The 3,880-nt window shown below is 56.0% G+C and carries 6 protein-coding genes and 1 pseudogene; all 7 read right to left on the minus strand.

Translation table 11 applies throughout. The features are described 5' to 3' along the window. Positions 1–721 (minus strand): ATP-binding protein (locus QZ326_RS11745; RefSeq protein ID WP_295745421.1); only part of this gene is annotated, 721 nt, incomplete at its 3' end. Next, positions 718–1,470: a phage replisome organizer N-terminal domain-containing protein gene (locus tag QZ326_RS11750; RefSeq protein ID WP_295745424.1), complete on the minus strand. Its 753-nt coding sequence runs from the start codon at positions 1,468–1,470 to the stop codon at positions 718–720. The genes QZ326_RS11745 and QZ326_RS11750, both read right to left, overlap by 4 nt. A gap of 115 nt (positions 1,471–1,585) precedes the next feature. Continuing rightward, positions 1,586–1,948, minus strand: coding sequence for a cysteine-rich VLP domain-containing protein (locus tag QZ326_RS11755; RefSeq protein ID WP_295745435.1), 363 nt, complete (start codon positions 1,946–1,948; stop codon positions 1,586–1,588). A gap of 8 nt (positions 1,949–1,956) precedes the next feature. Further along, entirely contained in the window at positions 1,957–2,298 is a 342-nt protein-coding gene (locus tag QZ326_RS11760; protein WP_016324251.1) for a hypothetical protein, read from the minus strand. Beyond that, on the minus strand, positions 2,288–3,136 hold the full coding sequence (locus QZ326_RS11765; protein ID WP_242832294.1) for a ParB N-terminal domain-containing protein: 849 nt from the start codon (positions 3,134–3,136) through the stop codon (positions 2,288–2,290). The genes QZ326_RS11760 and QZ326_RS11765 overlap by 11 nt, the downstream gene beginning before the upstream one ends. Before the next feature lie 17 nt (positions 3,137–3,153). Beyond that, entirely contained in the window at positions 3,154–3,474 is a 321-nt protein-coding gene (locus QZ326_RS11770) for a DeoR family transcriptional regulator (protein ID WP_016324249.1), read from the minus strand. 32 nt (positions 3,475–3,506) lie between these two features. Further along, a pseudogene (locus QZ326_RS11775) lies at positions 3,507–3,880 on the minus strand (conjugal transfer protein TraA); the annotation flags it as partial.

Below are 3,880 nucleotides of genomic sequence, written 5' to 3' on the forward strand. Positions count from 1 at the left end.
CGGGCGGGTGCTTCAGCTCGTCCAGCTTCAGATTCGTGGTCACGATCAGCGGCTTGTTACAGCGATACCGGCTGTCGATGATGCTGAACATCTGCTCAAGGGCATACTCGGTGTTGCGCTCCGCGCCCAGGTCGTCTATAATCAACAGGTCATAGTCCCCCAGGCTGTCCAGAAAGTCCGTCCTGTCCTCTCCGAACGTCCCGCACAGGCGGGCCAGGATGGTGGGGAAGTTGGTCATGAGTACAGGTACGTCCCGTTCCAGAAGCGCGTTCGCTATGCACCCGGCCAGGAAGGATTTGCCCGTACCAACGTCACCGAACAGCAACAGGCCGATGTTCTTCTTGAACGCTTGGGGCCAGTGATTGACATAGGCGTGGGCTTTCGCCATAACAGGGTTCTCGCCGTTGTCATGGGCGAATGTGTAGCCGTAGAGGTAGCGGTCTTGAAGTCCCTGGGCCTTACGCCGCCTGATACGCTCCATGCGCTGGCGGCGTTCCTCGGCTTCTCTGCGGCGGCGTTCTTTCTCCTGCTGGCAAGGGCAGACACACCGGGGAGCGATATAGCCGCCAAAGGGGGAGCGAATGACAGTCTGCCGGGGTGCGCCGCACTTCCGGCAATGGACAAGCCCATCAGCCGGGGCTATGTACTCGCCCTCTCCCAGTTTCATGGCAGCAGTGGTCTTGTCGATGACGGCTCGGATTTCCTCGGTCAGTTCCATCATACGGTGTCCTCCTCGCTGACGCTATAATCCCGGTCACGGGCAGGGGGAGCGGCCTTGCGGCGGTCATCCGCTATCCAGCGGCGAATGGTGGCGGCATGGCTCTGGTACTGTTTGCCCGTGGATGCCATGTACTCGGACAATCTTTCGATGTACTCCTGCCAGACGGTAGGAAAGTCGGCTTGCAGTTCGGACAGTTCACCAGCAGACAGAAAAACATTTTGGTAACGGCCCAACGTGCGGGCGCGTTCCCCCTCTCTATTCTCTATACTCTTATCTCTATACTCTTTATCTCTAATCTCTAATATAGGGGGACATTTGTCCACCGGGTCTATGGGTGGACAAATGTCCACTTTGCCGGAGGGCAGCAGTTTTTGACGCTGCAACCGGCTCCGTTCCCGCTTCTTCCGCTCCCCCTCGGTGGAGGACTGACCAATTAGCAGTTGAATGTCGGCCATGTAGAAAGCGCCGTCTGTCAGGACTTCCACAAGGCCAAATTCCATGAACACCTTGATTGCCCTCTCCACGCTGCCGATCTGGTGCCGGGTGAAGGTGGCGATGGTCTGGACGGTGTGGGGAAGATGCTCGCCCAGCATGAGGATTCCGCCGCTTTTCAGGGACATAAGGTACATTTTCAGCAGCAGATTCGAGTACAACAGGCCGTCCGGCATACTTTCCAGCACAACCATTGTCTCGCTGTTGTAGAAGTTTTCTTTCAGTTTGAGATAGTAAAATCTCCTGTTTTCAGCCATAGGGTAAAAACTCCTTTGTAGAATCGCCGTTGTAGGCTCTCTGAGGGCCTTCCGGGGTGTCAGATAGGGAATGTATCAGGCCCCTATTGACAGCACCCCGGAAAACCTTGAAAAATCATGGTTTTTTAGGGCCTAAATGCGTAGAATCGTAGTAACGTTTGCGCTGGCGTTCCGCTTCTTTCCTTCTACGGGCAGTAACAGCGCAATCAGGACAGTATTTCGCCCGGTTGGATTTCGGCAGATAGTAACCGCCACAGAGTACACATTTCCTCCGGTCTGCCCGGTGGAGCAGGGCGGCGCACAAGCCAGCGTCCAGGGGCAGGACGGCGGCGCGGAACCAGCGGCACACAAGCGAGTAGGTAATACTCTGTGGGCAGATACATTCCTCGCCACCGTCCAGAAGCAGACAATTCCCACAATCATAGTTGCAGCAGCTATGTACCAGTCTGCGGGCGGTGCGGTACTGCTGATAGTTCATGTGGACAATCACGGCACGTTTTCTCCTGCGGGTAACTTGATGTAAATGTGATAGGGAGTGTGGAGGGCGATCAGTTCCTTCTCCACCAGCCCAACGTCCTCCAACTCCCGCAGGGACTGTGCCACAGTGCTGGGAGTGCGGTCGATGATCGCCGCAATGGTCTTGTTGTAGAACGCCAGATACCGCCGCCCGCGCCGGTCGGTCTGAACCATATCCGAATTGAACGTCATATCCAGCATGATCGCGTAGACCTCTTTCGCCGTCAGCCGGATATTCATGCCCAACAGGAACCGGGGATACGCCATGTAGGGCGGCAGGGTGGAGCCGCTGGTAATATAGTCAGTTTTCATGTTCCTTCTCCATTTCGTGTCGGATTTCATGTACTTCCTCAAAAAGTTCCTTGATTGCTTCCGTGATGGAATATGCGCTATTGCCCAGTTCGTCAAATTGAGACATTGACATTCTGGCGAAAACATCTGCCCGGTGATGAAGGGCTTTGATGTCGGAAACATAGCGGGAGCATAGGAGCTTAAACTCGCGCAGCGCATCTTCACCGTCCGCCATCCTCTGCCGCTTCGGTGTTGGCGGGGCTATGGTCAGAACGGCAGCGGCCTCCGCCTGCTGGTCAGGGGGCAGTCTGGAAATTTTCAGCGCATCCCCTTTGGTGATTTTATCGCCAGCGTCCCGGATGGTTTTCTTGGCCTCCGGGGTCAGATTGGCGGCGGTCTGGACAAGCCGCTCCACGGTGCGTTTGCTGATTCCCAGCTTATCGGCGGTATCCTCCGAAAAGGGCTTTGCCGCTAAAACCGTCAAATTGTCGTTTTTAGCTGTCTGGCCGTTGCGCTGGCCCTGGCGTGTCTCCGGGTGGATGGCTTCATAGAGTTCTTTCCGGCGCAGAAGCAAGTCGCCCAACTCCCGGTGGGACAGCCCCGCCCGAACAAAGTTCTCGTCAATTTCTGCCAACTCCGCTTGCAGGCCGTCCGCATCGCTGACGGTACACTCAATCTCCGTCCAGCCCAGCAGCTTCGCAGCCTCCAATCGGTGCAGGCCAGCAATAAGCGTGTTGTCCTGGGTGACGGTGATGGGATTCATCAGGCCCACGGCGGCAATGCTCCGGGCCAGTTCCTCCACGTTCCTCTGCTGGGTGTCCCGCCGCCCTGGGTTGATTTTGATTTCGCTGATTTTCATTTGCATGGTAATTGTCCTCAATGCGAAAATACGGTAATAATGCGGTTGAGCATTTCACGGTCGGAGCCGTCCAGCGATTCCGCCAGCCTGCGGAGGAAAGTGATCTCCGCAGAGTTCAACGCCCTGCGGTCAAGGTGGAACCACTCTGCCACTCTGACCCCGCCGTGATTGCCCCTCACCGTTTCGAGGGGATAGGAGCAGGTCAGCACCACAATGTCCCGGCGAATCGTGCCGGTGCTGACGTTAAATTCATGTGACAGGTTTCTGTAAGTATCCTGCCGCCGGAGACACAGCGTCTCCAAAATCTTCTGGCGGCGTTCCCATGGGGTCATATCCATAATTGCAAAATCCTTTCGTAAAAATCGTAGTGTTATCGTTCGGTTTCCCTCTGCTGGCGCTGGCCCTCATGGGCCAGACGGTCAGCGGCCTTGCGGAGTGATTCAACAGCTTTGATTTCATCCCGCATAGCCCGCATTTTCTGATAGTCTGCGTCTTTCTGCATGGTCAATTTTGCGGCTTCGGCCCGCCACGCCTTGGGCGTGATCGCTTCGCCGGATTCTTTCAGCGATTTCAGAAAAACGGCGGCAGCATCGAATAACGCTAACCCGTCTCTATGCTCCTGCTGGTACTTCTCCCGTTTGCCTGGTTTCACCTTATCCAGCTTTTGGCGGATGGGCTTGTATTGCTCATACTGCGCCCACATTTCCAGCCGTTTATCCAGGACGGCGAGCCGGCGTTCCGCTT

Origin of the sequence: uncultured Oscillibacter sp. (assembly GCF_910587525.1) — a bacterium.
Classification (GTDB): Bacteria; Bacillota; Clostridia; order Oscillospirales; family Oscillospiraceae; genus Oscillibacter.

What these genes read in the sequence shown, in the direction of transcription:
- QZ326_RS11765 (WP_242832294.1), bottom strand. Translation starts at nt 3,136, where the DNA reads ATGAAAATCAGCGAAATCAAAATCAACCCAGGGCGGCGGGACACCCAG.
- QZ326_RS11770 (WP_016324249.1), bottom strand. Translation starts at nt 3,474, where the DNA reads ATGGATATGACCCCATGGGAACGCCGCCAGAAGATTTTGGAGACGCTG.
- QZ326_RS11755 (WP_295745435.1), bottom strand. Translation starts at nt 1,948, where the DNA reads ATGAACTATCAGCAGTACCGCACCGCCCGCAGACTGGTACATAGCTGC.
- QZ326_RS11750 (WP_295745424.1), bottom strand. Translation starts at nt 1,470, where the DNA reads ATGGCTGAAAACAGGAGATTTTACTATCTCAAACTGAAAGAAAACTTC.
- QZ326_RS11760 (WP_016324251.1), bottom strand. Translation starts at nt 2,298, where the DNA reads ATGAAAACTGACTATATTACCAGCGGCTCCACCCTGCCGCCCTACATG.